Here is a 26,869-nt window from a genome sequence, read left to right as displayed (position 1 = left end):
ATGCCTAAAGCTGAAAGCTGAATCAATGAACATCCCCTTTTTATCTTTTACCGGCCAGAATAACTTAGTTGAGGAAGAAATCCGTGCGGCATTTGAGCGCGTTTTTCAGAATAAATGGTACATACTTGGCAAGGAAGTCAGCGATTTTGAAAAAGCTTATGCTACCTATAATAAGGTTCAACATTGCATTGGCGTAGGCAATGGCCTTGACGCATTGCATTTAGCCCTGAAGGCACTTGATATAGGCGAAGGTGATGAAGTTATTGTACCCTCAAATACATTTATAGCTACCTGGCTGGCCATATCGCAGGTAAAGGCAACCATAGTACCGGTTGAACCGGATAGGCTTACTTATAATTTAGATCCGCATTTGATCGAAGCGGCTATCACCCCTAAAACAAAGGCGATAATGCCGGTGCATTTGTATGGGCAGGCTTGCCAAATGGATGCCATTATGCAAATTGCAGGCAAACACAATCTTTTTGTTATTGAAGATAATGCCCAGGCACAGGGCTGCGCTTATAACGAACAACTCACCGGCAGTTTTGGCCACATCAATGCCACCAGCTTTTATCCAACAAAAAACCTGGGTGCCTATGGCGATGCAGGGGCATTAACCACCAGCGATGCTAACTTGGCTCACAAAGTAAACCTGCTGCGCAATTATGGTTCGGAAAAAAAATACTATAACGAGGTTATCGGCCTAAACTCAAGGCTTGATGAGTTACAGGCCGCTTTTCTTTCGGTAAAGTTGAAATATCTGAATGGATGGATCGATGAGAGAAGAAAAATAGCCGAAGCTTATGATGAGCAGCTTGACGGTATCAGCGAGCTTATATTGCCAGCCATCGCATCGGGAGCAATGCACGTGTACCATTTATACGTTGTCCGCAGCAGCAAACGCGATGCATTGGAAAAACATTTAAATAACCACGGGATAGGTACCGGGATCCACTACCCTGTTCCAGCCCATCTACAAAAAGCATATAGCCACCTCGGTTATCAAAAAGGCGATTTCCCGATAGCGGAAGAGCTTGCAGAAACCTGCCTGAGCTTACCGCTGAACCCCGGAATGAGCGACGAGGAAATTGAATACGTATGTAAAACCATCAAAAAGTTTTATGCGTAAAATTTTAATTGTAAATGGTCAGCTGGTTCTTGGCGGTGCTGAGAAGCTTATGTACGAACTGGCCACGTTTGCACAAAAAAACAACATCGAACCTACCATATTAATTTTGGAAAACTACCAAAAGGAATACTACGACGATATATTTAAGCAAAAAAAAATTAAAGTTGTGAGGACCAGGCTTACGGGGATCAAAAACTTCCGGTCGCCTTTAAGAATGTGCAGGTCATTATACTGGTCGTTCAAATTGAAATTCTTTGCCAGCGCCATATATGAAAGTATTCATGTTATAGGCTTATACAATATTTATCGGGCAAAGGATACCATCATTCACAATCACCGTTTTTTTTGGCACATCACCAACGCTATTCAGGGAGCCTATAATTTCCCTGAAAGCTATTTTGATAATGCCAATGACACAATAGTATACATCAATCCGTACCAGGAAGCAGAATTCAACAATTACGAAAAAAGCATTCCTGTAAAATGCAAAAAGGTACTATTTAAGCTTTTTTTAAATGATTAACTTAAATGTGGTATCACGGATTGCGGAAGACAAAAACTCGTTCCCCAACCTTATTGAAGTGCTTCACACACTAAAAAATGAAGGGATTAATGATGTTCAGATACTTTTTATAGGTGCAATTTATAGCCGGCAGGTTTATCAAAACACACTTAACCTTGCCCATGAATTGGGGGTTTCTTCAAACATCTCCTTTACTGAAACTTCAATTCCTTTACATGACTTAACTGATGAAGTAAAAAATGGATATTTTATAAATTTTACCATTGCCCAATTTACCGGGTTTTCGGGGCTGGAGGGGATCAGGCATGGCCTCAAAACCATCCTTTACAATGTTGATAGCACATGGGAAAATGAGCTTTCGAACTCAATTGCTTATTGCCGGACCACCGCCGAACTTACCGCTTTAATAAAGGCAATCAGGGCAAATCAAACTAAACTCGACGAGGAAATTAAATCCTCCAACCAGGAATTGATAAACAAATTTACCCTCGATCCTTCGTCGTCAAAAAAGTTATTGGATATAATGCTCCCGGACAAATCGGTTAATTAGAAAAATTGAATAGCGGAGTATCAGTTATTGTGTGTTGTTATAATAGCAGCAAACGGCTTCCCGAAACCATTAAACACCTGGCCTTACAAAAGGTGCCTGCATCTGTTAAATGGGAAGTTATTATTGTTGATAACGCTTCGACAGATGATACCGCAGCTATAGCAAAAACCGAATGGGAGAAATACGGGTTAACCAATCCCCCTTTTACCGTCGTGAACCAGCCCGTTGCCGGTTTAAGCCACGCACGGGATATGGGTTTAAGCCATGCAAAATATGAATACCTCCTTTTTTGCGATGATGATAACTGGCTCTTTGATAATTATGTTGAGCGTGTGTTTCAAATAATGAGCAAAGATAGCCAGATAGGTGTATTGGGAGGATGCGGATTGATAGAGGCAGAACAACCGGTGGCGCTTTCTGAAAAACTACTAAAATCCACTACAGTTTGGGGGCCACAAACATGGGCTGCCGATAGTCACTGGGTTTATGGTGCCGGGTCTGTTTACCGCAAAAGTATATTGCTTGAATTAAAAAAGGCTAACTGGCACCAGGTAACAACCGGCCGCATAGGTAAAAAACTGCTTTCGGGCGAGGACGTTGAAATGTGCTTGATGAATTATTTAATGGGCTATAAGATAGTAGCCGATGATAGCCTGAAGTTTAAGCACTTTGTTCCGCTCGACAGGCAAAACATCGCCTATGTGTTAAAGGCGGCATTTTGGCTAAACTACAGCAGCGTTTTACTCAATGGGTATTTTACCCTGGTTAATAATAAACGGACTATTGAGCAAAGCATAAAGCATGACCTGATTTTGGTAGCTAAATCGCTGGCCCGGGTTATAGTTAGCCTGTCTTATCAAAAAGCAGTTAAATTCCGTCCAATAAGCGTTGAACAAAAAATTTCATACTATCAAAAATGTGGTCAGCTCAAATCATTACTAACTAACAGGGCGCTGATAAAAGATCAGTATCAGCATGTAAAACAAATATTAAATACTGTAAAAACATCCCGGGCTTTAACCGGCCATTGAAATCATGGGCTATTCTGTACCCGTACTATTTTTAATATTTAACCGCCCGGATTTTACAGATATGGTTTTTGAAGCAATAGCCGAAATTAAACCTCAATACCTGTATATAGCTGCCGACGGCCCAAGGCCGGATAAACCTGATGACATTGAGCTATGCGCTAAAACACGTTCGGTAATTGAACGAATAAACTGGAACTGTGAAGTTAAAACGTTGCTAAGAGATAAAAACCTGGGATGCAGATCGGCAGTTAGTGAAGCTATCAGCTGGTTTTTTGAAAACGTAAGCGAAGGTGTTATTTTAGAAGATGACTGCCTGCCCGACCAAACATTTTTCCCTTTTTGTGCTGAGTTACTGGAAGAATATCGCTTTGACAATAAGGTAATGTCGATATCAGGTTCAAACTTATTACCTGAGGGCTGGAAAAAAAACACACAATCATATCATTGGGCACACGGCGGCATTTGGGGCTGGGCTACATGGAAACGTGCCTGGGAGCTTTATGATATAGAAATGAAAAGCTGGCCTGAACAGAAAACAAAAGCTAAGATCAAAACCCAGCTTGGTACTCCGGAATGGTATAACAGCTATTATGGTATGCTTGAATCATCTTTCAATAAATCATTAAATACCTGGGATATTCAATGGTTTTACAGTATCTTAATTAACAATGGTATGGCCATTAACCCGTCCGTAAATCTTGTAAAAAACATAGGTTACGGAAACGGCACCCATACACATTCGGCAGATGATGCCATTGCCGGTTTGTCATTAAACGCAATGAACTTTCCGTTGATCCACCCAAAAAAAATGCTTTTGGATATCGATTATTTGAAGCAGGTTTATACACATCTTAACAAAAGATACAAAAGTTCTATCTTGAACAAGGCACTGAGGTTATTGAAAATAAAATAATGAAACAGTTAGTAAAAAGAATACTGCTTGCTTTTTTTGAAAAGATCAACCTTGTTCATTTAATTCACCTGCTTCAGGAAAAACAAAGCAAACGCAATATCCAATTAAGCATTACCGACCTTGGCGCTACCTTTTACCCGGAGGCGGTAGTATCAAATTCGCTCGATAAATCAAGGATAGTAGTAGGCAAAGGCACACATATCCGCGGAATGCTTAACATATTTAAATACGGCGGCAAAATTACAATTGGCGAAAACTGCTACATTGGCGATCATAGCAGGATCTGGTCGGGCGAAAGTATAACCATCGGCAATTTTGTGCAGATATCGCACAATGTAAATATCATGGATACCAACGCCCACGAACTTGAAGCCATTGAAAGAGCAGATAGATGGATGGACCTTTTACGCAACGGGCATTGGGCCGATAAAGGCAACGTACTTACTGCCCCAATCATCATTGACGATTATGCCTGGATCAGCCTTAACGCTGTAATTTTAAAAGGCGTCACCATTGGTAAAGGTGCTATTGTTGCAGCCGGAGCAGTAGTTACTAAAGATGTTGAACCGTTTACTATGGTTGCCGGTAATCCGGCACAATTTATCAAAACACTACCTCAGCAATGAAAATACTTGTCATAGGCTCTAAAGGATTTATTGGTTCTGCTTGCTATAGCTACTTTAAAAGCCAGCCAGGTCATGAAGTTTATGGTGCCGATGTAATGGTAGAATATGACGATCCTAACTACTTTTTGATTGATGCTACCAATGCCGATTTTAAAAAAGTATTCAGCGATCATCGGTTTAACTGGTGTATCAACTGCGCCGGGGCAGCATCTGTGCCAGAATCATTCAATAACCCAGAGCGCGACTATCTGCTAAATGTTCATCACCTGGTAAGTATCCTTAATGCTATAAAGGAGAGCAACAGTAATTGCAGACTCATTCAAATGTCGAGCGCGGCAGTTTATGGCAATCCGCAAGTACAACCAATTAAAGAAACTCATACGCTTGCCCCCCTTTCCCCTTACGGTATTCATAAAAAACAGGCCGAGGAACTTTGCCGTTTGTATCATGATCATTTTGGATTAAGCGTTCATATACTTCGCGTGTTCTCGGCGTATGGGGAAGGTTTAAAAAAACAACTGTTTTGGGACCTTTACAAAAAATCGCAATGCCAGGACAATATCACGTTGTTTGGTACTGGTGCCGAAACGAGGGAGTTTATTCATGTTACTGATATTGTAAAGGCCATGAGCCTGTTTATCGGTGCGAATAAACCAGGATTTAGTATTACAAATATTGCCAATAATAATACGATTACTATAGCAACAGCAGCCGAAACATTTTTAACGTATATCGGCTTTGCCGGTGCATTATCGTTCACAGGCACCAACCGCGTCGGCGATCCCTTGTACTGGCAGGCCGATAACAGCCAGCTGCTGAGCATGGGTTATCAGCAAAAAGTGAGCTTTGACAACGGTATAAATAACTATTGCAAATGGCTAAAAGGAAAAGAATAGGGTTAAGCTACGCCTACAACGAAAACTGGATAGGCGGCACCTATTATATCGAAAACCTTATCAATGCGTTAAACTCGCTCAATGATGAGGAAAAGCCGCACATTGTTTTACTTACCGATAGTTACGAAAGTTTTAGGGTGGCCGAGCAAAAATTCAATTACCCCTATATCAGCTTTCAGCTCGGCTCGGGTGAAGCCAATAAAGCATTTCAATTTTTGAACAGGGTAACAAACCGATTGTTTAAAACGCGCCTTTTTAGCCAAAAAATAAAGGGACTTGATGCCGTTTTTCCGTATTATAAAAGCGAGCAGCAATCGGCAGCAAAAAAGAAAATATATTGGGTAGCTGACTTCCAGGAGCATTTTGCACCCGAGTTTTTCAGTAAAGATGATATTGCCTCCCGTTTACAAAATCAGCAGGAAATTCAGGCATCTGCCGAGCATTTGATTGTAAGCAGCAACACCGCACTTGGGCATTTCAAATCCATTTTTCCGGCGCATACAGTTCATGTAAACGTGCTACCTTTTGCGGTAGCACATCCCCCCTACCAGGATTTAGATATCAAATTACTGCTCGAAAAATATCAATTACCTGCGCGTTATTTTATTTGCCCCAACCAGTTCTGGAAACATAAAAACCAATTGGTAGTACTAAAGGCTGTTAAAGAATTAAAAGACAGAGGTATTGAAATTACGATAGCATTTACCGGCAATACCAACGATTACCGGAACCCCCATTATTTTATGGAACTGAAGGAATTTGTTGAACAAAACAACATAGGCAGTAACATTAAATTCCTTGGTTTTATTGACCGGCGGGACCAGCTTCAGCTGATGAACAATGCTATTGCTATTATACAGCCATCGTTATTTGAGGGCTGGAGCACTGTTGTAGAGGATGCCAAGCTCATGAATAAATTTTTGCTGGTTTCAGATATTGAGATCCACAGGGAACAGTTGGTTAACAGTTCGGCTCGTTTTTTTGATCCGCATAATACCGGTCAGTTGGTGCAACTGCTTCAACAAGCCAGCGAACAGCAGGCTGCGCCACCACTATTTGAAAAACACACCTATCAGGAAAGCGTTGAAAAAGTTGGTCGTACTTTTTTACAGATCACAGGCTAAACAACAAACATGAACCTTCCTGATCTTCAGTCATACCGTTCAAACTTTATCAGTAAAGGTGTTGAGCTGCCCTTGCCCGTAATAGCCGGTACCGATAACGGATTGTTGAAACAGTTACCTTCACCTCCATCCGGCAAAACCGGCTGGCCCTGGAACGAACAGGTGGAACCAGCTGTTTATGATCATAAAATAAACTGGCCTAAGCTTACAATCGTAACCCCGTCCTATAACCAGGCTGATTTTCTGGAGCAAACCATCAGGACTGTGCTCCTACAAAATTATCCCAACCTGGAGTATATCATTATTGATGGCGGCAGCAATGACCAGTCCAAACAGATCATTGAAAAATATGCCTCCTGGCTTAGCTATTATCAAAGCGAAAAGGATAACGGGCAAAGTCACGCCATTAATATGGGGTTCAGCCTTTCGTCGGGCAGGTACCATGCATGGATCAATAGCGACGATTACTACCTTAAAGGCGTTTTTCATAAAGTGATAAGCAAATTCATGAGTGCCAAGGTCGATTTTATATATGGCTACGGCAACGACTATAATGTGCTATCCGGCAAAACAACAACAACCAGGATATTGCCTTTTATCGATTATTTCATCAAGATCCCCGGCCTTGTGCAGCCCTCTACCTTTTGGAGTGCCGCCATTCATGAGCCCATTTGGGAGGAGCTTCATTGTTCCCTTGATTTTGAACTATGGCTCAGGCTGGTAAAAGGGCATAGCAGGGTACTGATCAAAGAGCCGCTTTCTGTAGCAAACGTACACGATCAGGCCAAAACCCATTCGCCAAAAATGAAGGCTCAGTGGGAAGCCGATCATCAAAAAATATGGGCCGCCGATGCACATGGCACCGTACATGAATGGAAAAAGATTGTTTTTTTAAACCGGATCAGGATAAAGCTTTATAGCCTTTTTACTAAAAAATAAATGCAACTTCCTATATCAGCTATAATTGTTGGCTATAATGAAGCTCACTTGCTGAAAAATTCACTGCCTAAACTGGCCTTTTGCAAAGAGATCTTGTATTTTGATTTAGGCTCCAAAGATGGATCAAGAGAAGTTGCGGAAAGTTTAGGAGCAAGGGTTACAATTCATGAAAAGGTTGACAGTTGTGAATGGATCCATGCAAAATTTGCCAATAGTACCCAATATGAGTGGCTTCTGATCACCGATCCGGATGAGATATTAAGCCAGGAATTGACTGATGAGATTTCGATGCTGTTTAACGAGCCTGATAAGCTTAGGAACGTAGGTGAAATTACCGCTCCGTGGATATTTTACTTCAAAAATAAAAAGCTAACCGGAACCCACTGGGGAGGCATTAGCCGCAGAACTTTACTGGTGCATAATAAACGTTTTGAGTTTAAACCACTAATTCACGTTGGTCGGAAAGTTTTGCAGGGTTACTCGACCTTTAACATTGAGTACACCGGCAAAAATTTCATCCATCACTATTGGATGTCGGGCTATAAGAAGCTATTGGAGAAACACCTGAGATATTTAAGAAACGAAGGTGAGGCCCGTTATAAAACAGGAAGGCGGGCAACCCTAAAAGGTATTATAACCGAGCCTTTCCGTTCATTTAAATACAGTTATAAATCCAGGCAAGGATATAAAGATGGCTTCACGGGGCTGCTTCTTTCTGTGTTTTGGGCGTGGTACGAGTGTACCGCACAAATAAAAAACTACAACTATCAACGTTCTGCCGAAAAAAATAATTTCACCTCCTAAATGCTTTTTAATTCCCTGCTGTTCCTTTTATTTTTTGTAATTGTAACTATTACTTATTACCTGCTACCGCATAAATTAAGGTGGATGTGGCTTTTAGCCGCAAGCAGCTATTTTTACATGTATTTTAAGCCGGTATACATCCTCATTATTCTTTTTACCATCATTGTTGATTATTGTGCCGGCATCCTGATTGAAAAAGCAACAGGCAAAACCCGCAGGTTTTACCTCATTTTGAGTTTAGTAACCAATATCGGTGTACTTGCATTTTATAAATACTTCAACTTTTTAGCGGGGAACCTGAATTTGCTATCCGGCTCATTTCATAGTCCACAAATACCATTACTTGATTTTATATTGCCAATTGGCCTGTCATTCCACACGTTCCAGGCTATGAGTTATACCATCGAGGTTTACCGGAGCAATCAGCCTGCCGAGCGGCACTTTGGCCTGTATGCCTTATATGTAATGTTTTACCCTCAAATGGTAGCAGGCCCTATTGAGCGCCCTCAACACATCCTGCCTCAATTGCACCGGGTTAATACATTTAAAAGCAAGGCTTTTATAACTGGCTTGTTTTTTATGGCGATGGGCTTGTTTAAAAAAGTAGTAATTGCCGATAGGCTGGGCCTTTACGTCGACCCGGTTTTTAATTATCCGCACAATCACTCGGCACTTGAATTACTTGTAGCCACCTATTTTTTTGCGTTCCAAATCTATTGTGATTTTAGCGGCTATTCAGATATCGCCATCGGCACGGCCCTGGTTTTAGGTATCGAGCTGATGCAGAACTTTAACTTCCCTTATCTCGCTTCCAACGTATCCGATTTTTGGAAACGCTGGCATATTTCGCTTTCTACGTGGTTTCGGGATTACCTGTACATTCCATTGGGTGGCAGCAGGGTTAATTTCCAGGTAACCTGCATTAACCTGCTCATTGTGTTTATGATAAGCGGTCTTTGGCATGGTGCTAACTGGAAGTACCTTATTTGGGGGCTAATTCATGGCCTGCTGCTTGTCGCTTATCAGTTGTTCAATAAGTTTAATATCCGTATCAAGGGCTTTACCTTTTTAAAATGGCTTATCACTTTTAACCTGGTTTGCCTGGCCTGGGTATTTTTTAGGGCGGGTACGGTAACCGATGCTCTTTATATCTTAAATAAAATATTTAGCGGTGGTAGTTTTACCTATTCGGCAGGTAACCTCATGTCGGTACATGAACTTTGGTATTGTACTTTCATCATTATAGCACTGCTGTTAGGTGAACGCCACTTACGAAAAGCGAAGGATTATTCAAACGCCGGCAAGTTACTTCTTATAGGCGGCTTAGTGCTTGCCTGTTATTTTTTGGGAATCTTTAATGAAGCACAGTTTATTTATTTCCAGTTTTGATGCGTAAAATTACCGCTCTGCTTATTTTGATCGTTAGTATTGTGCTACTGGGCAGTTCCATGAACCAGTCGTTCGTTACTAAAATAAAATTTGAAAAGTATTTTGACCACCTGAACCCGCAATCGGTGCAGGAAAGCGCTTTATTTAAAGCGGCTTTTGTTCATTCAGACAAGTGGGATTACGGTGACCTCTACGGGGTTTCTTTTCTGCCACAGTACAAATTTAAACTCGAACCGTTTAAGGAATACCCTTACAAACCCGGTAGAAAAAGCACCAACAAAGTATTATATATAATAGGCGATAGCTATTTGGCCGATAAAACACTTTCCGGGGCTTTTGACGCATTCGATAATGTAATCTTTCTTGATCGCCGCTTCGGTTTCGGCCCTATTAAACTGGATACTACTAAACAAAACTACCTGATAATGGAGTTTTCTGAACGTAACCTTAATGGCTATGATATTGATAAGACTTTTGAAATCAGGTGGACAACCAACGACATCAGAAGTGCTGTAAACGTTAGTAATAAACCGCTACCAGGGGGCCCGCCGCTTCCACATGAGTCTATTTTTGAACGATTGGGCAGGATCATCTTTCATAAAGATTTAAGCCGTAACCTCGAATTAATTCTTTTCGATAATAAACTGGCAACTCCTTTTAAAGAAGCTAAAGCATCACTAAACTATCAACTTTTTGATCGCGTAGCCAATGAGGTAGTGGTAAGTACCGATAAAAAGAGGTTGCTTTTTAATACAACTATTGATACCAGCAGCGTGCAGTCGGCCTTCAGGCCAAAGACTGAGCATGGAATAGACTCTATTATTAACAACCTGGATATCGCAAAAAATTATTATTTGAGCATCGGCTTCAAAAAAGTTTTCCTTTCAGTGATCCCCAACCCGGTTTCTGTTTATGATGATAAACGAATGCCTTATAACCACCTATTGGAAAGAGTGGAGCAAAAAACCGATCTTACAGTAATTCCACTATATAATATTTTCAAAGCCGACAATCGCAATCTATTCTACCGCAGCGATTCGCACTGGAACCCGCAAGGTTTAGACACTTGGGTAAATGAAGCCAACAAAGTTTTAACATCAAGCGTTAATTGAACCCGTTTTTTTCCATCATCATACCGCTGTATAATTGCGAAAGCACCTTACAGCAGGCATTAAATAGCATTACCAGCCAGGGTTTTAAAAACTACGAGCTGATTTTAGTTGATGGTGGTTCAAATGATAATACACAATTTATCATCAGCAATTTCAAAAAAGCAGGAAATCACCATATCCAGTTCATCTCCGAGCCTGATAGGGGGATTTACGATGCCATGAACAAAGGCATTGACATGGCAACCGGGCAATGCCTTTATTTTATGGGGGGCGATGATATTTTAAATAGTCCTGCAATATTAGATCAGATTTATAACGCTATTCAAAACGAACCTGTCGACCTCATATATGGCAATGTAACGGGTACCGTATCAAATACCAAATACGCTGACGATAATATTAACAAAGTGTTATCGCGCGGCATTCACCACCAGGGCATTTTTTACAAACGCGAAGTGTTTAACGATACAGGCAAGTACAATCTAAAGTTCAGGGTGGCTGCCGACTATCATTTAACATTGAAGGTATTTTGTAACCCGGCATTTAAAACCAAATACATCGATCTGGATATTGCACGCTTTGGGGAAGCAGGTTTGAGTTCGTCAGTTTACGACTACCGTTTTTACAGTTATCATTACAAATTCCTGTCGATAAATAAAGCATTAAATAAAATTGAGGACAGAACAACCCTCCTGCAGCAATCCATATACTGCAGCCTTTGGTTAGTAAAGGAAAAGCAAAGCATGACTTTTGCCTGGGCAAATATCTTGTATTACATAACCGGCACCAACGGGCTTGGCATCTCATTCAGGCTTAAAACTTTTTTAAGGATGGTTTACTGGAGCCTGAAACCCAAACCATGACAATAGCGCTGGTAACACCATACTTCCCAGATGAGCATACCATTGATAGCGGCATAGCTAATCATTACCTGCTGCTGGCACAAAGTTTAGCAGCAAAAGGGAATAAGGTTATCGTGGTACACGTAAGGCCGCGCCATAAAAATGAGCCGGATAATTTTAGTAAACATACGCTTGCAGAAGGGATCATTGTACTTACCTATAAAAGTAAAGTACCTGTTGTTATCAATAAGCTTTTTAAGCATAAATGGGCTATCATTGATTTTGCATTGAAGATCAGATCCATGCGTGTTACATCGCAGGTTTTAAGGAAGCTTATTCAGCAATATGGCATTGAGGTAATTGAAACCACCAGCTATTTTTCGCTGTGCTATTTTTTGCCATACAAAAAACTCAAAGCTCCGGTAGCCGTAAGGGTAAGCACTACCTTTTCGCAGATCATGAACGAGCATTACCCTTTTAAGTCAAGGGGAATGGATCTGATAGCCAAAATGGAGATAACCTTCATTAAAAGGAGCAGGTATATACTAACCCACGCACAAAGCCATGCACTGGAATTGGAACGTCTTTATAATATCGATGCTAAGCAATTTGAAATTATTCCGCATGGCATTGATCTACCCCTTATAGCTGATGACACTACTGCCGGTGAAGTAATTAAAATATTATACGCAGGCCGGTTTGAGTACCGCAAAGGCACTGATGTTTTGCTTGCGGCAATTCCACTTGTGTTACAGAAAACTCCAAATGTTGTATTTCAGCTAATTGGCAGCGATACCGGTAACGATTACCAGAACAGATTTAAGAATGATAACCCTGATGCTGTTTTACAAAAAGTTGCTTTCGGCGGGAAGGTTGATCATGATGCATTATCACAAGCCTATCAGTCGTGTGATATTTTTGTCGCCCCATCACGGTACGAGTCATTCGGTTTGATATTTATTGAAGCTATGAGTTACGGCAAACCTGCTATTGGCTGTAACGTTGGTGGTGTTCCTGAAATCATCACTGATAACTATAACGGTTTATTTGCCGAAGCAGGCAATGCGCAAAGCCTTGCCGATAAAATTATCAGTTTAGTTGATGATTATGATTTAAGAAAGCGACTCGGTTTGAATGCCCGCAAAACCATTGAAGATAAATTTACCGGCGATAGGTTAGCCGCTAATTCATTGACCTATTACACCAAGATGATCAAGGATTTTAACTGATGCAGCTTTCGGTAATTATTCCTACTTACAATCCTGATGCTGCGAGATTGCAGCAAACGCTTTTGGCTTTAAAAAACCAATCGCTGCCTGCTGATGAATGGGAATTGGTTATCATCGACAATAATTCTACCAACAATTTTGAGCAGCAAATTAATTTAAGCTGGCACCCTGCTGCAAAAATTATAAGGGAAACAAAACAGGGCCTTACCTATGCGCGCCTCAAAGGTTTTAATGAATCAACAGGAGATATCATTGTAATGGCCGATGATGATAATATCCTTGATTCCGCTTACTTTGAAAAAGCATCGAACATTTTTGGCCAAAATCCAAAAATGGGAGCAATCGGCGGTAAATCTGTTCCCTTGTTTGAAACTACTCCGCCCAAATGGCTGGGTGAGTTTTACGGAAGCCTGGCGTTACGCGATCTGGGTGATGAGCCTATTACTGCAACGTGGAACAACGAATACCCAAACGCCGCACCCATCGGTGCCGGAATGGCAATAAGGCGGGAAGCTATTACATCTTATATCAAAAAAATCACTTTCGGCAAAAACAGCATCAGCGACCGCACAGGTAATTCCCTAAGTTCGGGCGGAGATAATGATATGGTGCTCGAAATCCTCAAAAGCAGCTGGCAGGTTGGTTATTTCCCGGAGCTGATGTTACAGCATATCATTCCGGCCCAACGCATGGAGGCAGATTACCTGGCCCGCCTGCTTAGTAGCACGAATAAATCATGGATACAGTTACTGCAAAACCATGATATAAATCCCTGGCAACAAGTAACAAAAACAGGTGCTTTATTGCGGAAGACAAAAGCCTGGTTTTCCTACAAGGCCTGGAAAAGTAAGCCCGATTATATCAAATGGCAGGGAGCATGCGGCACGTTTGATGGCCTGGCATCCTTACCCCATAAATAGCAATGCAATCGCTTATTAATTTTTTATATCGTAACCCGCGTTCACAACTGCAAAAGTTCAGGCGTTTTGGCGGCTACTTCAATTACCTCCGTATGATGAACGGACGTAAGGAGATGGAACAGCGCTCGGTTGAATTGCCCCCGGTAATTTCACATGCAAATGGGTTACCGGTTTACTTTTTAACCGGTAAAAATTACCTGTACCAAACGCTTTATTGCATCCAGTCATTGGTTAAATCATCCGGAGTGCAATTTAAATTCATCTTGGTCGACGATGGCAGTTTTAATCTCGAGCTGCTTAAGCGAGTAGAAAAACAGTTGCCCGGCGCACAGGTTATCACGCAAAACAAGATCAGCGAAAACCTGCAAAACACATTGCCAGAAACCCACTATCCCTATCTTCATAAAAAAAGGGCGGTTTATCCACACATCAAAAAACTAACCGATGTGCACACCATTCCCGGCGATGACTGGAAACTGGTACTGGATTCGGACATGCTTTTTTGGGATGAGCCGGCAGATTTGGTTAACTGGCTTAACAACCCGCAACAGCCTCTTCACATGATTGATTGTACAGAAGCTTATGGTTACTCGCAACAGCTGATGACACAACTGGCAGGTTCACCCATAAAACCACTACTTAATGTGGGTGCTATTGGTTTAAAAAGCGATGCCATTGATTGGGACAAACTTGAAAACTGGGTTAAAACACTCGAAGGGCAGGAAGGTACTTCTTACTATTTAGAGCAGGCACTTTCGGCCATGCTTATAGGGAATGACAATGCCACAGTTTTGAAAGCCGAAGAATATATTGTTAACCCAGGCCCGGATCAGATCAAAAACAAAACAGGCAGACTCCACCATTATGTCGACCTTTCAAAAGAAGGTTATTTTAAACACGCCTGGAAACATTTTTTATAGCTCGTGACCTTAGGTAAAATAGCATACAAATACCTTTTTAAGCCTACCTTTTCGGTAAGATACCATATCAGTCATTTCGGGCTGAGGGGCTGGCTAAACATGCAGCGAGGCGAACAGCAAATGAAAAAAGCAGCGCTGAAGTTGCCGCCGGTTAAGCTTTTAACAGATAAAATACTCGAAGTAAGTTTCCTGACCGGGGCAAAATACTGGCACCAAACTATTTTTTGTGCTTATACATTGGCTCGTCACCTGGATGGCCGGTTAGGGATCAAGCTATATTCGGACGGAACACTTACCGATGAACATATCGGTTTTGTAAACCAGGTATTGCCGGGTATTGAAGCCATATCCGAGCAGCAGGTGTTACAACATCTCGACGTTGTTTTACCACAGCATCATTTCCCAACATTAAGGTATTTGCGTAATTGGCACCCCTTTTTTCGACGGTTGATAGATATTCATACCTCGTCCTCATGGGCAATCCATATGGATAGCGACATGATCTTTTTTGGCAAACCCGATCAAATACTGGAGGCATATCAACAAAAAACAGCCGTTTATATGAGGGAGCAGCTGGCAAGCTCCTACTTTGTCGATAACGAGGATATACTCAGCGATAAACATGGCATCAACTGTATAAAGAGCGTTAACGGCGGCATCATAGCTTATGACAATGATAAAATTGACTATGCCCACCTTGAAGAAAAAGCCAGGCTACTGCTACAACACTATCCTCATGCAGGGCCAGCCCAGGTTGAACAAACCTTGATGAGCTATTTGCTGTATCATCAAAATGCCGAAGCGCTTGACGAAAAATCATATAGTATCTTTTACGATAATAAACCTGGCTTTAAAAGTCAAAGCATCGTACGCCATTATATTTTCAAAGCTAAACTGCCCTATTTTACTACCGAGTGGAAAAAAGTAACCCGTTAGTATCTATTTGCATGCCCGCCTATAACGCGGGCAAATATATTGGCGAGGCTGTTCGTTCAATACTTGAGCAAACCTATACCAACTGGGAGCTCATCATTATTAATGATGGTTCTACGGATGATACTGCCGTTGTTCTTAATCGGTTTACCGACCCGCGCATCAGCATTCATCAGCAAAAAAACAGCGGCCAGTGTGCAGCTGCAAATAAAGCCTTCAATCTTTCAAAAGGCAGGCTTATTAAATTTATGGATGCTGACGATATGATCACGCCCGGTTATATTGCCGAACAAGTTAAACGGGTGGGCAATAGCGAAGATGCAGTAGCTTCAGCCGCCTGGGGCCGTTTCTATAACGATGATATCGGCACCTTTAAACTGAACGAAGAGTTTATTAAAGAAGATTGCAAACCTATCGACTGGCTGGTATCATCCATGGATGGCAAACAAGCCATGATGCAATGCGCCTTATGGCTAATCCCAAGGGCTGTGCTTGAAAAATCGGGGTTATGGGATGAGCGGTTAAGCCTGGTGAATGATTTTGAATTTATCACACGCGTATTGTTGCAGGCTAATGAAATTCGTTTCGCCCAAAATGCTGTTTTATATTACCGGAGCGGTATCGGCAATTCGCTGTCTGCATTAACGTCCAGGCGGGGGATTGAGTCGGCTTTTACATCCATCTATGAAGGCACAGCATACATGCTGCTGTACGAAAACAGCCCGAGGGTCAGAACCGCAGTTGCCGATTGCCTGCAAAATTTTGTTTATGCGTATTATCCCCACTATCCCGATATTATGAACAAAGCCCAACAGCGTATTAACGAGTTAGGCGGTTCAAAAGCCAGGTTTCCGGCCGGTGGTTATACAAAGCTGTTAAACCAAATCATCGGTTGGAAATTAACACAAAAATTTAAAGCCTTGTTTGGCAGGTAATATATCTATGCGCATACTGCTTTCATTTTTACAGGATAAGGTAAGCAAACCTCACCCTGTGCCCTCCTACCGCTTTTGGCAGCATTATATCAAAAACGGTATCGGAGAAGCTGGTATGAGCTACATTGAAGTACCGGAGGTTGATTGGGCCGAAGGATTGGTATACGACGAAGGTTCGGCCACATTACAAAACTGGCAGGAACGGAGCTGGCAGGCCACTATCAATTATATCAAAGCTAACCAACAAAACATCGATATTTTTTTAACATATCTGTATCCAAAGCAAATAAATACTGATGCGATAGCGCAGATCAGGAAAATGGGAATCCCCTGTGTTAACTTTTATTGCGATAACATCAGGGAATTTAAAACTGTACCGGCAACGTTCAGGATCTTTGATTTGATTTGGGTGCCTGAATACGAGGCATTAGCAATGTATAACAAAGCGGGCGTAAAGTATATCAATCTGCCAATGCCTATGTGGGTTGAGCCCGAACTAAGGCAGTATACCTCACTTCATGAGCAACCGGGTGTATCATTTATCGGATCAAAAGATATGCTGCGGGAAAATCTGTTAGGCCAGGCTATTCAAAAAGGCCTGCCCCTAAGCATTCGCGGGGCTGGCTGGTTAGGACAGAGCACAGCCCCGGCATTTGTTCCTGGTTCTGTTTATCAAAAACTTATCAACCAGGTTACCTTTGTAAAACAGCAGGGTTTTTCCGGCCTGGCAATTAAAGGGCTTCAGCAATTAAACAAGCTTCCTATAATCCCCGTCGCCGACAACCATATATTCCCGAGCCCGGATTTTGATGAGTATATCAACATCACTCAAAGGAGCATGGTTACTTTGGGAATTAACCGGGTACCAACATTTAAACGTACCCACAACAAGCCGCTAACCTATTCCCGGTTACGTGATATAGAAGCGCCGATGCTTGCCGCGTGCTACCTTACCGAATACTGTGAAGGCATCGGGCAGCTTTACGATACCGATAATGAAATTAACGTTTACCGCACGGTTGATGAACTGGTACAAAAAGCAACGGAACTGCTCAACAACAAAGAAAAGAGGGATAAACTAAGGATCAACGGACAACAAAGAGCCTTGCACGACCACGCTATCCCATCATCGTTAAAAAAAATAAAGAGGGTCATTTTTGGGCGCTAAGCATACATTATGCCAGCGCACTCATCAAACAGTATTTAAATTGAAAATAGCCATTATAGTAAATCCGCTGATCCCTGTACCTCCTGAGCAATACGGTGGTATTGAACGCATTGTTTTTATGCTGATCCAGGAGCTTAAAAAAAACGGGCACGATGTTACCCTGTATGCCAACGAACATTCGCAGCCGGGCTGCAAACTGGTTGGTTACCGCGAATCAGCGCATTATGGGATAAAAGATTTGGTGAAGATCAACCGGCTTACTTCAAAAATTGCTTTTCAGCATTTTGATATTGTACATACCTTCGGCCGTATGAGCAATATAGCTTTACTCATGTTAAGCCGGATTCCCAAAATTGTATCCTATCAATTACCACCCACTATATCGCAGGTAAAAAAGGCAGTAAGCATCGCTCATAAAAACTCATTGAGATTTATAGCATGCAGTAATTACATAGCTAACCAGATCAATACTTTTGCTGATGTAACCACTATTTATAACGGGGTTGACATCAACGATTACGATTTCAATGCCGATGTTGCCCCTGATGCGCCTCTTACCTTTTTAGGCAGGATCCAGCACGAAAAAGGAACAGCTATTGCCATACATGCAGCAAAAAAAACTAATCAAAAATTGGTAATAGCTGGCAATGTACCCAATGAGCCAAAACACCAGCAATATTTTGAAGAACAGGTAAAACCCTATATTGATGGTGAACAGATTAAATACATAGGCCCTGTTAACAACAGGCAGAAAAACCAATTGCTGCGTAACTCAAAAGCCTTCCTGATGCCTGTAACCTGGGACGAACCCTTTGGTATCGTTATGGCCGAGGCGCTGGCCTGCGGCACGCCGGTTATAGGTCTTAGGCGGGGGGCAGTACCAGAGGTTGTAAGTCATGGCATAAATGGCTTTGTTTGCGATACCAAGGCAGACCTAACCAAGGCAATCAGCAACATTGACAGTATTAACAGAATAACCTGCCGACAGATTGCCGAACAAAAATTCAGCGCCGGTGTACTGGCCAAACAGTACGAGGAATTATACCAACTGGCAACACGTAAGAATTGAAGAACGTTACTTTCATAACTACCGGTCAGCCTACTACCAATCCGCGCCTGGTTAAAGAGGCCGAAACATTGCATAAGCTTGGCTATAGCGTTAAAGTTATTTGTTGCTTTTACCAGCAATGGGCACAAAAAGCCGATAAAGCTTTAACTGACAAGTATCCTAACATGTATATTTATTGTGGCGGAGATCCTGTTGCGAAAAAGGTTACTTATTTTAAAACCCGTATCCGCCAAAAGCTAAGTACGCTGCTATTTAAATATACCCGAAATTTCGGCATCCCGGAAAACGCCATCAGCCGCAGCCATACTGAGGCCTTGGCTATCGCAAAAAAAATAAAAACAGACCTTTACATAGCCCATAACCTTGGTGCGCTGCCGGCTGCAGTATTAGCGGCAAAACGCAATGGTGCCAAAGTTGGTTACGATGCAGAGGACATGCATTCGGGACAGTTCACTTCAACCCATGACGAAAACTATCGCCTCAATAAATACATTGAAGAAAGATATTTTAGCCAGGTTGGTTATTTTACAGCAGCAAGCCCGCTCATAGCTCAATATTATAAACGCGAACACAGTTATCTAAACCCTGTTGTAATAAACAACGTGTTCCCTAAAACAGCGCTCAACATCAGGCCAAATTATAAAGCCGATGAGCCGCTAAAACTATTTTGGTTTTCGCAAACGATAGGCCCCGAAAGAGGATTGGAAGATGTTATCAAAGCAATGGCAGCTACTAAAGGTAATGTACAATTACATCTGCTGGGCAATTGCAGTAAAAACCACAGATTCGCATTGTTAAACCTCGGCCATGCACTTCAATTAAACGCGGATCAACTTCAGTTCCATGAGCCTATTGCTGCTGATGAGATCTTCAGTTTTGCGAGCCGCTTTGATATCGGCATGGCCACCGAAACCGGTGTACCTTTAAACAGGGATATCTGCCTCACCAATAAGATCTTTACTTATATACAATGCGGCCTTGCCATGATAGCAAGCAATACACAGGCACAAAAACTGTTTATGGAACAACATCCGGCTACCGGAAAATTATATCAAAAAGACAATTTGCAATCGCTAACGGATTCTATCTGTTTTTATATTGAGAACCCGGATGTTTTATATCAAACACGCCTTCAAAACTACCAATTAGGGCAAACATCATTGAACTGGGAAACTGAAAGCCGGGTGTTTTTAAATCTCGTTCAAAACCTATAACCCTTGAATAAAAAGCTCCTCATTATTTCGCCATACTTCCCGCCTGTAAATGCGGCCGATATGCAGCGCGTAAGGATGAGCCTGCCTTATTTTGCGGCCTGTGGCTGGGATGCAGAAGTAGTTACTATTGATGAGCAATATGCCGACCTGGCCAAAGATGAGCTATTGCTGCAAAGCCTGCCTTCGGGCATTAAAATTCACAAAGTAAAAGCTTTAAGCAAGAAATTGACTTCAAAAGTAGGGCTGGGTAGTATTGCTATCCGCTCATTATGGTATTACCGTAAAACGGTTAACCGCTTACTGAAGAATAACAAGTTTGACCTCATTTATTTTTCGACAACACAGTTCCCGGTTTGTATTTTGGGGGCATATTGGAAAAAACGTTTCGAGGTTCCCTATGTTATTGACATGCAGGACCCCTGGCATTCCGATTATTATATCAATAAACCCAAAAACGAACAGCCACCTAAATATTGGTTTTCCTATCGCTTAAACAAATACCTGGAGCCCATCGCCATAAAAAACGTAGCTGGACTGATCAGCGTATCATCCGCCTATATCGACGAGCTTAAATCGCGCTATCCTGTAATTCAGAATATCCCGGCGGCAACCATAACCTTCGGCGCTTTTGAACCGGATTTGCAAATAGCGACAGATAATCAAAAGCTTTTTACTGGTTTGCTTAATGAGAACTTAATCAATGTAGTGTACATCGGTCGCGGGGGTAAGGATATGCACAGGGCTATAAGCCCTGTGTTTGAAGCATTGCAAACCGGGTTAAAGGAAGACAGGGAGCAATACATTAAAATAAAACTCTACTTCATCGGTACCAGCTATGCCCCTGCCGGGCAGGGAACAGCAACTATACAACCTCTGGCGAAGCAATATGGCATTGAGGACCACGTTGTTGAAATTACCGACAGGATCAGCTACTATCAAACACTGCTCACACTTCAACAAGCCGATGCACTGTTTATCCCGGGATCTGACGATCCAAAATATACGGCATCAAAAATATTCCCGTACCTGCTTACAAAAAATCCGGTATTAGCCATATTTAATGCTGCAAGTTCTGCTATACCTATCATGCAGCAATATGGTGTAGAACATGTTTACAACTACGATAATATTACCAATGAAAATGTATTCACATTTTTCGGTCAGCTAATTCAGCACAGTTTAAAACCGGTTGAATATAACGCTGATGTAGTAAAAAAATACTCTGCGCAGGAAATGACACTGGCACAGTGCCGCTTATTTGATAAAATCATTTGTACGGGCCGTTAAATAAATTGGAGTTTTATGCCGAAAGCAATCTTGGCAAAATACGGGGCGAAACTATTTAAATGAAGAAATTAGCCATTGTTATCACCCATCCTATACAGTACTATGCTCCGGTATTTAAGCTGCTGCATCAACGGCAAAAAATAGGTATCATGGTATTCTATACCTGGGGCGAGGGTGCCATGCAAAAATTTGATCCGGGATTCGGCAAAAATATCAGCTGGGACCTTCCGCTGCTTGAGGGCTATCCTTACCAATGGATGAAAAATATCTCGGCAAATCCGGGTTCACATCACTCAAAAGGGATCGACAATCCTGATCTTATCAGTCAGATAAACACGTGGCAGCCTGATGCAGTATTGGTTTATGGCTGGTTTTATAAAAGCCACCTCAAAACCCTTAAATATTTTAAAGGTAAAGTCCCTGTCATTTTCCGGGGCGATTCAACTTTACTTGACGATACCGGTGGGATTAAATCATTATTACGAAGCTTGTTTTTAAAACGGGTTTACCGAAATATTGATTACGCACTGTACACTGGTTCAAACAATAAGGCCTATTTTAAAAAATTCGGATTAAAAGAAACGCAGCTATTTTTTGCGCCGCACGCAGTAGATAATGCCCGTTTCGCAGTCGACAGAGCAGACGAAGCCTCCGTCTTGCGCAATCAGTTGGGAATAGCTAACGATGAAAAGCTCCTGCTTTTTGCGGGTAAGTTTGAAAATAAAAAAGACCCATTATTGCTGCTTGAAGCTTTTACTGATGTAAACTTACCGGATACCCACTTACTGTTTGCCGGGAACGGCATTTTAGAAATAGAACTGAAAAATAAGGCCAGCCTGCATAAAAATGTACACTTTATTGATTTCCAAAACCAGCTTTATATGCCTGTAGTTTACCAGGCATGTGATATTTTTTGCCTGCCATCAAAAGGCCCCGGTGAAACCTGGGGTCTGGCCGTAAACGAAGCTATGGCGTGCAGCAAAGCCATACTTATATCAAACAAGGTTGGCGCAGGCTCCGATTTGGTAAAGGATCATGAAAATGGCATGATCTTTAATGCCGGCGACCTTACCGATTTAAAAAGCACACTAAAAACATTGCTTCTGTATAATAAAACCGCTTTATTTACAATGGGGCATCAATCCGGAAAAATTATTGAAGGTTGGAGCTTTGACAAACAAGTGGAAGCGATAGAACAATTAATTAATAAATGCAGCAAAGCAAATCGATAGAGCGGTATATTGTATTGTTTATACCGTGGCTGCTGGCACTGGCATGTAAAAGTGATAGCGTGCTTTCATACTTTATTGCGTGGGGCGGCTCATTTTTTATATTCCTGATAACACTTACAGGTTGGGTGCGCCCTATTCCCAATGATCGCCCCATGGCCGAACAATTGATGAGGCCCTTATTTATCATCCAGATAATTTTTGCCGGGTACATGTGCAGTACGTCCATCTTTTATTTTATGAATACCCTCGGCTATGAAAATTTCAGGCATGTATTTATTCATACTTTAAATGATAAAGATACCCTGGGGCTAATTGCCCAATGTCAGCGCTATTACTGCCTTGGGCACGCTTCCTTTATAATGGGCGTACTTATTTTCATGAACTATCCGGTAGTTAAAAAATACCACATCGAAACAGAAAAACTGGCCAATTTGCTTATGATGTCGGCTATTATCAGCTTTCCGGTTTCATTGCTGTTTCTTAAGGTTCCGGGGCTTTCGCAATTTTATTTCCAGTTTAGTTCATTAAGTTTTATCGCCGGCACACTGGCATTAGCCTTCGCCATACCATTAAAAAAAGCCGGCAATACGCTCATCTGTTTTTTACTGTACGGTTTTAACTTTTACCAGGCCCTCACTTCCGGATTTAAAGAGCCAATCATCATCAGCGTACTTGTTTTAGGTATCTTTTTGTACCCTACCTATAAAAAACTGGTAACCATCACCTTTGTTCCTATTATTATTTTATTATTTACTGTATTGCCAACCTATAACCATATTTACCGGGCCAATGCCTGGAATGGCGATACCAATAGCGACCAGGCCTCACAACTTGCGCTTGATGCTGCATTAAATGTAGATGATGAAGATGTTAAAGAAACTAACTGGGATTTTTTAGTTTATCGCTTAAGCGAAATCGATATGTTTACCCGCTTTGTACAGTCTACACCCAAAAATGTTGATTTTTATGGGCTGGATCTCGTTAAACAATCGGCCATTGCATTAGTACCGCGAATACTATGGCCGTCCAAACCTATTACCGAAGACCTGATTATGCAGCGCGTTTACGATGCCGGGGTAGTTAACCGTAATTCTTCCGTATCGGCCAAACCAGCCTATATTGTTGATGCCTACCTTTCGGGAGGGGATTTCGGGATCTTCATCTTCCTTTTTGGCTACGGCGCTATTGCGCAACTCATAGCCGTTAAAGCCGAAAAACTATTTGGAGGATATATATTAGGAACAGCGCTTATATTTTCGGGGCTGTTTCAGATCATGTGGCGGGGCATTAGCTTTGAGTTTTTGTTCAACACCGTTTTCTGGAGCTATATCAGCATGTTGCTCATCCATAAAATACTGGTAAATTCCAACATTTTAAAAGAGGTTTAAATATCCACAGCCGGTCACCAATCATCATAAAACAGCTGCGGAATAAAAATATAAAAGTATGTATCTGCAAATAACAAATGCATGAGCGCTTATAAAGATTACGATTATCCCGACGCAAGTCCCTGCCATGTATTTAAGGAGCTGGAGAAGCCACTGATGTCCTTATTAAATAAAGATGCTAACAGCAGTATCCTTGATCTTGGCTGCGGTAACGGTCACCTGGTAAATTATTTGCTGGCAAAGGGATTTAACGCCTACGGTATTGATGCATCTAAACCCGGCATTGCCATTGCCGAAAAAATAAACCCCGGCAGGTTTTTTGTCCATGACCTTTCTGTTGAAGGTTTACCGGCACCATTGAAAGGTGTCCAATTTAATACCATAATATCAACCGAGGTTATTGAGCATCTGTATGACCCTTATGCCTTTATACGCCTCTGTCGGGATGTTTTAAGCGAATCAAAAGGAGAGCTTATCATATCCACGCCCTATCATGGCTATTTAAAAAACTTATTTTTAAGTATCTTCAATAAATGGGATAACCATATAAGCCCTTTGTGGCAAGGCGGACATATTAAATTCTGGTCGGTTAAAACGCTTACACAAATTCTCAACGAGCATGGGTTTGAAGTAACCGCATTCAGGGGTTGCGGCAGGTTCTCTTATTTTTGGATGACGATGATCATAAAAGCCAAATTCAAGTGAGCGAAAGCCTGGACATTATTATTTTAACTTTTAACGAAGCAAAAAACATCGGCGACTGCCTGCAAAGTGCAGCGCTACTTAAAGCCAATATTTACATTGTTGATTCCGGCTCAACCGATAACACTTTGGATATTTGCAGGCTGTATACTCAAAACATTTTCAATCACCCATTTGAAAATTATGCAGCCCAGCGTAACTGGGCGTTGGATAACCTGCCTTTAACAGGTACATGGATCCTTAATCTTGATGCCGACCATCGGGTTACACCAGAACTTGCGGCACAATTGAATGATATTTTCAGTAAGTCTGTAGATCCGGAAATCAATGGTTTCCTCATCAGCAGGCGTACCATGTTTATGGGTAAATGGATAAAACATGGTGGCCACTACCCTACTTATCACGCCAATCTGTTCAGGCAGGGTTTCGGACACTGTGAGGAAAAACTGTACGACCAGCATTTTAAGGTTACCGGCAACACACAGGTACTAAAAACAGATATTATTGATGTCATAACCGATTCCCTTACCAGTTTCATTGCACGTCATAACCATTGGGCAACACTGGAAGCACAGTATCTTGTTGAGCAGCAAAACGCTCCTTTAGTTGACGATAACGGCAAGTTGGTACATCCACGCTTATTTGGTAACCCGATGGAACGCCGCCGGTACATGAAAAAAAGGTACGAAGCGTTCCCTTTATTTGTAAGGCCTGTAATTTATTTCACGATAAGATATTTTATAAAGCTTGGTTTTTTAGATGGAAAAACCGGGCTGGTATTCCATTTTTTACAGGGTTTTTGGTTTAGGTTTTTGATCGATGCTAAAATTTATGAGTTACGAAAGGAGAACAAAAAATAATGAAGCGCCCCGCTTTTTTAAATAATCCGGCAACACGGTTTATGCTGTTGTTCATATTGCTGTTTGCTATTTTTTACAATTTAAACATTTTCTTTTTCGGCATTACCAGTCCCGGCGGAAATTACAGTCCATTTTTAGCCGAGCATCTAAACTACATCGCAGCCTTAAGACAACTCTTATTAGATTGCAGCGTAACGGTCCTGAAGTGGCTTGGCTATGCCGCAATTGATAACAACTCTGAATTATTGGTTGCAGGTAAAGGTACGTTGGCCGTGGTTTACAGCTGCCTGGGATTAGGATTGATTAGCTTTTTTTCGGCCTTTGTGCTGGCCTATCCATCTCCGCTCCGATCAAAATTGGTATTCCTCATTTCGGGGATTTTAGTTATCCAGCTTTTAAACGTATTGCGTTTTGTTTTACTGGCTATTTTTTGGTCAAAAAAGGCCAACCGGATAATTGACCATCACACCATTTTCAATATTATACTTTACATCATTATTGCGTTTAGCCTTTATATTTGGGTTAAACGTAACGATAAGCTTGCCGGTACCGATGTCAAGAACTGATCTTTCCACTTACAACAATCATCCTTATAATCCGGGCGGCAACGCATTGAAGCGTATTTTTTGGTATTACTTTAATGCCTTGTTTTTTAAAACAAGCTTTATACCATCAAGCGCATTTAAAGTATTTTTTTTGAGGCTGTTTGGCGCAAAAATTGGTAAAAACGTAACTATCAAGCCTTGTGTAAACATCAAATATCCATGGAACCTGCATATAGGCAACGAAAGCTGGATAGGCGAAAACGTATGGATAGATAGCCTGGTGCTGATCCAAATAGGCGCACATGTGTGCCTGTCGCAGGGGGCGGTGTTGTTAACGGGCAGTCACAATTACAAAAAAACATCGTTTGATTTGATCACCAAAGGTATAATTTTGGAGGATGGGGTATGGATTTGTGCAGGGGCAATGGTTACCCCAGGCGTAACCGCGGCTTCACATGCGGTATTAACCAGCGGTTCTATTGCCACGAAAAATATGGAGGCCTATGGCGTTTACCAGGGTAACCCTGCAGTAAAGATCCGGGAACGGGAGATCAGTTAAAAATTTACATCATCTGCTTAAAGTAACACT

28 protein-coding genes are annotated in these 26,869 nt (G+C 41.7%); all 28 read left to right on the top strand.

All coding sequences use genetic code 11. The annotated features are described in order from the left end of the window. Positions 1-25: 25 nt before the first annotated feature. The 28 genes from BMX50_RS21075 to BMX50_RS20940 all read left to right on the top strand — a co-directional run bounded on the left by BMX50_RS21075 (position 26) and on the right by BMX50_RS20940 (position 26,839). Positions 26-1,129, top strand: coding sequence for a DegT/DnrJ/EryC1/StrS family aminotransferase (locus BMX50_RS21075; protein ID WP_091213248.1), 1,104 nt, complete (start codon positions 26-28; stop codon positions 1,127-1,129). After that, positions 1,122-1,652: a glycosyltransferase family protein gene (locus BMX50_RS21070; protein WP_091213244.1), complete on the top strand. Its 531-nt coding sequence runs from the start codon at positions 1,122-1,124 to the stop codon at positions 1,650-1,652. The genes BMX50_RS21075 and BMX50_RS21070 overlap by 8 nt, the downstream gene beginning before the upstream one ends. After that, entirely contained in the window at positions 1,645-2,202 is a 558-nt protein-coding gene (locus BMX50_RS21065; RefSeq protein WP_091213239.1) for a hypothetical protein, read from the top strand. Before BMX50_RS21070 ends, BMX50_RS21065 begins: the two co-directional genes overlap by 8 nt. Positions 2,203-2,207: 5 nt before the next feature. Further along, on the top strand, positions 2,208-3,233 hold the full coding sequence (locus BMX50_RS21060) for a glycosyltransferase family 2 protein (RefSeq protein WP_091213235.1): 1,026 nt from the start codon (positions 2,208-2,210) through the stop codon (positions 3,231-3,233). A gap of 4 nt (positions 3,234-3,237) precedes the next feature. Then, on the top strand, positions 3,238-4,146 hold the full coding sequence (locus BMX50_RS21055; RefSeq protein WP_091213231.1) for a hypothetical protein: 909 nt from the start codon (positions 3,238-3,240) through the stop codon (positions 4,144-4,146). Next, a complete protein-coding gene (locus BMX50_RS21050) occupies positions 4,146-4,772 on the top strand; it encodes an acyltransferase (RefSeq protein WP_091213228.1) in 627 nt (208 codons plus the stop codon). Before BMX50_RS21055 ends, BMX50_RS21050 begins: the two co-directional genes overlap by 1 nt. After that, entirely contained in the window at positions 4,769-5,668 is a 900-nt protein-coding gene (locus tag BMX50_RS21045) for an NAD-dependent epimerase/dehydratase family protein (RefSeq protein ID WP_091213223.1), read from the top strand. The genes BMX50_RS21050 and BMX50_RS21045 overlap by 4 nt, the downstream gene beginning before the upstream one ends. Continuing rightward, complete coding sequence (locus BMX50_RS21040; protein WP_091213218.1) at positions 5,647-6,792, top strand: glycosyltransferase; 1,146 nt, start codon at positions 5,647-5,649, stop codon at positions 6,790-6,792. Before BMX50_RS21045 ends, BMX50_RS21040 begins: the two co-directional genes overlap by 22 nt. A gap of 9 nt (positions 6,793-6,801) precedes the next feature. Further along, positions 6,802-7,731, top strand: a complete 930-nt coding sequence (locus BMX50_RS21035; protein WP_091213215.1) for a glycosyltransferase family 2 protein — start codon at positions 6,802-6,804, stop codon at positions 7,729-7,731. Beyond that, positions 7,732-8,535 (top strand): glycosyltransferase family protein, encoded by an 804-nt coding sequence (locus BMX50_RS21030; protein ID WP_091213211.1) that lies wholly within the window; start codon positions 7,732-7,734, stop codon positions 8,533-8,535. Next, the gene (locus tag BMX50_RS21025) at positions 8,536-9,924 is read left to right on the top strand and encodes an MBOAT family O-acyltransferase (protein ID WP_091213206.1); all 1,389 of its coding nucleotides are present in this window, start codon (positions 8,536-8,538) and stop codon (positions 9,922-9,924) included. Further along, positions 9,924-11,036 (top strand): hypothetical protein, encoded by a 1,113-nt coding sequence (locus tag BMX50_RS21020; RefSeq protein ID WP_091213204.1) that lies wholly within the window; start codon positions 9,924-9,926, stop codon positions 11,034-11,036. Before BMX50_RS21025 ends, BMX50_RS21020 begins: the two co-directional genes overlap by 1 nt. Then, positions 11,033-11,899, top strand: coding sequence for a glycosyltransferase family 2 protein (locus BMX50_RS21015; RefSeq protein ID WP_091213201.1), 867 nt, complete (start codon positions 11,033-11,035; stop codon positions 11,897-11,899). The genes BMX50_RS21020 and BMX50_RS21015 overlap by 4 nt, the downstream gene beginning before the upstream one ends. Further along, the gene (locus BMX50_RS21010; RefSeq protein ID WP_091213198.1) at positions 11,896-13,107 is read left to right on the top strand and encodes a glycosyltransferase family 4 protein; all 1,212 of its coding nucleotides are present in this window, start codon (positions 11,896-11,898) and stop codon (positions 13,105-13,107) included. Before BMX50_RS21015 ends, BMX50_RS21010 begins: the two co-directional genes overlap by 4 nt. Further along, the gene (locus BMX50_RS21005) at positions 13,107-14,027 is read left to right on the top strand and encodes a glycosyltransferase (RefSeq protein ID WP_091213194.1); all 921 of its coding nucleotides are present in this window, start codon (positions 13,107-13,109) and stop codon (positions 14,025-14,027) included. The genes BMX50_RS21010 and BMX50_RS21005 overlap by 1 nt, the downstream gene beginning before the upstream one ends. A 2-nt stretch (positions 14,028-14,029) precedes the next feature. Continuing rightward, entirely contained in the window at positions 14,030-14,947 is a 918-nt protein-coding gene (locus tag BMX50_RS21000) for a hypothetical protein (RefSeq protein WP_091213191.1), read from the top strand. 3 nt (positions 14,948-14,950) lie between these two features. Beyond that, the gene (locus tag BMX50_RS20995; RefSeq protein ID WP_091213188.1) at positions 14,951-15,883 is read left to right on the top strand and encodes a hypothetical protein; all 933 of its coding nucleotides are present in this window, start codon (positions 14,951-14,953) and stop codon (positions 15,881-15,883) included. After that, positions 15,862-16,815, top strand: a complete 954-nt coding sequence (locus BMX50_RS20990) for a glycosyltransferase family 2 protein (RefSeq protein WP_167668046.1) — start codon at positions 15,862-15,864, stop codon at positions 16,813-16,815. Before BMX50_RS20995 ends, BMX50_RS20990 begins: the two co-directional genes overlap by 22 nt. Before the next feature lie 7 nt (positions 16,816-16,822). Then, positions 16,823-17,983, top strand: a complete 1,161-nt coding sequence (locus BMX50_RS20985) for a glycosyltransferase family protein (RefSeq protein ID WP_091213181.1) — start codon at positions 16,823-16,825, stop codon at positions 17,981-17,983. A gap of 40 nt (positions 17,984-18,023) precedes the next feature. Then, a complete protein-coding gene (locus BMX50_RS20980) occupies positions 18,024-19,052 on the top strand; it encodes a glycosyltransferase family 4 protein (RefSeq protein ID WP_091213178.1) in 1,029 nt (342 codons plus the stop codon). Beyond that, positions 19,049-20,266: a glycosyltransferase family protein gene (locus tag BMX50_RS20975; RefSeq protein ID WP_091213175.1), complete on the top strand. Its 1,218-nt coding sequence runs from the start codon at positions 19,049-19,051 to the stop codon at positions 20,264-20,266. The genes BMX50_RS20980 and BMX50_RS20975 overlap by 4 nt, the downstream gene beginning before the upstream one ends. A 3-nt stretch (positions 20,267-20,269) precedes the next feature. Next, positions 20,270-21,553, top strand: coding sequence for a glycosyltransferase family protein (locus BMX50_RS20970; RefSeq protein WP_244281066.1), 1,284 nt, complete (start codon positions 20,270-20,272; stop codon positions 21,551-21,553). A 59-nt stretch (positions 21,554-21,612) separates the two neighbouring features. After that, positions 21,613-22,785, top strand: coding sequence for a glycosyltransferase family 4 protein (locus tag BMX50_RS20965; RefSeq protein ID WP_091213172.1), 1,173 nt, complete (start codon positions 21,613-21,615; stop codon positions 22,783-22,785). Next, complete coding sequence (locus BMX50_RS20960) at positions 22,764-24,173, top strand: exosortase Y-associated Wzy-like protein (protein WP_091213168.1); 1,410 nt, start codon at positions 22,764-22,766, stop codon at positions 24,171-24,173. The genes BMX50_RS20965 and BMX50_RS20960 overlap by 22 nt, the downstream gene beginning before the upstream one ends. Before the next feature lie 81 nt (positions 24,174-24,254). Further along, positions 24,255-24,878: a class I SAM-dependent methyltransferase gene (locus tag BMX50_RS20955; protein WP_091213165.1), complete on the top strand. Its 624-nt coding sequence runs from the start codon at positions 24,255-24,257 to the stop codon at positions 24,876-24,878. Beyond that, positions 24,875-25,735 (top strand): glycosyltransferase family 2 protein, encoded by an 861-nt coding sequence (locus tag BMX50_RS20950; RefSeq protein WP_091213162.1) that lies wholly within the window; start codon positions 24,875-24,877, stop codon positions 25,733-25,735. The genes BMX50_RS20955 and BMX50_RS20950 overlap by 4 nt, the downstream gene beginning before the upstream one ends. Beyond that, positions 25,735-26,301, top strand: a complete 567-nt coding sequence (gene xrtY / locus BMX50_RS20945) for an exosortase Y (RefSeq protein ID WP_091213159.1) — start codon at positions 25,735-25,737, stop codon at positions 26,299-26,301. Before BMX50_RS20950 ends, xrtY begins: the two co-directional genes overlap by 1 nt. Then, the gene (locus BMX50_RS20940) at positions 26,288-26,839 is read left to right on the top strand and encodes a WcaF family extracellular polysaccharide biosynthesis acetyltransferase (RefSeq protein WP_091213156.1); all 552 of its coding nucleotides are present in this window, start codon (positions 26,288-26,290) and stop codon (positions 26,837-26,839) included. The genes xrtY and BMX50_RS20940 overlap by 14 nt, the downstream gene beginning before the upstream one ends. The last annotated feature ends 30 nt before the right edge of the window (positions 26,840-26,869 follow it).

Source organism: Mucilaginibacter gossypiicola (assembly GCF_900110105.1).
GTDB classification, from domain to species: Bacteria; Bacteroidota; Bacteroidia; order Sphingobacteriales; family Sphingobacteriaceae; genus Mucilaginibacter; species Mucilaginibacter gossypiicola.
Note: the sequence above shows the minus strand (reverse complement) of the source record. Positions and strands in the feature narration are given on the sequence as shown.